Genomic DNA, 908 nt, shown 5'->3' on the forward strand with positions numbered 1-908 from the left:
GCCAGTGCCAGTGATGAAGCAGGTAATGTGCGCACGATCACTTCGACTGATTTTGATGGTACGCCACCGACGCTCACGGTGAGCGTCGATACATTGAGCAATGACAACACCCCAGCCATTAGTGGCACCACTGATGCGGGCCAAGGGGCGGCAGTGACGGTGGTTGTTACCGATAAAGATGGCAACACGCAAACCCTCAGCGCCACCGTGGATGCCAATGGTGATTGGGTAATTAGCCCGACAACCCCACTGCCTGATGGCGCGTTTAGTGTTGAGGTCAGTGTTCGCGACAGTGTGGGCAACGAAACCACCGAGTCGGTTAGTGGTGTGATTGACACCACCGCGCCGAGTCTTACTGTACAAGGTGTCGGTGCTGGCAGTGACGTCACCCCGGTATTCAGTGGCACCAGTAATGAAATCGGTGGCACAGTGACCTTAGTGGTTACCGATGCTAACGGGGTCGAACAAACCCTAAGCGCGACAGTACAAAGCAATGGTCAATGGTCTGTGGAAGTACCAAATGGCTTGAGCGAGGGCGATTACAGCGTTGAGACGACCATCCTGGATGCGGCTGGAAATAGCACGCAAGTCAACTTAACGGGCACTATTGATACCTCAGTGCCTGTTGTTATGGTTAATGATAATGGCCTTGGAAACAATGCGACACCAACGATTACGGGTACCTCAACCGAGCCTACGGGCACCGTTGTTAGCATCAGTATCGTGGATGTCAATGGCGATAGTTATGGATTAAGTGCCACCGTCCTCGCTGATGGTTCATGGCAAGTAACAGCACCAAGCTTAACGGATGGCAGTTATACAGTAACCGCCAGTATTACCGATGCGGCAGGCAATACCGGCAGTGACACCGGCACTGGCAGTGTGGATACCTTAGATCCGTTGATCAG

General features: G+C 53.1%; 1 protein-coding gene. It reads left to right on the plus strand.

All coding sequences use genetic code 11. From position 1 onward, the window contains the following. A partial coding sequence (locus H5200_RS23225) for an Ig-like domain-containing protein (RefSeq protein WP_182762852.1) occupies window positions 1-908 on the plus strand: 908 nt, incomplete at both ends.

The organism is Pseudoalteromonas sp. SG43-7 (assembly GCF_014164295.1).
In the GTDB taxonomy this organism is placed as follows: domain Bacteria; phylum Pseudomonadota; class Gammaproteobacteria; order Enterobacterales; family Alteromonadaceae; genus Pseudoalteromonas; species Pseudoalteromonas rhizosphaerae.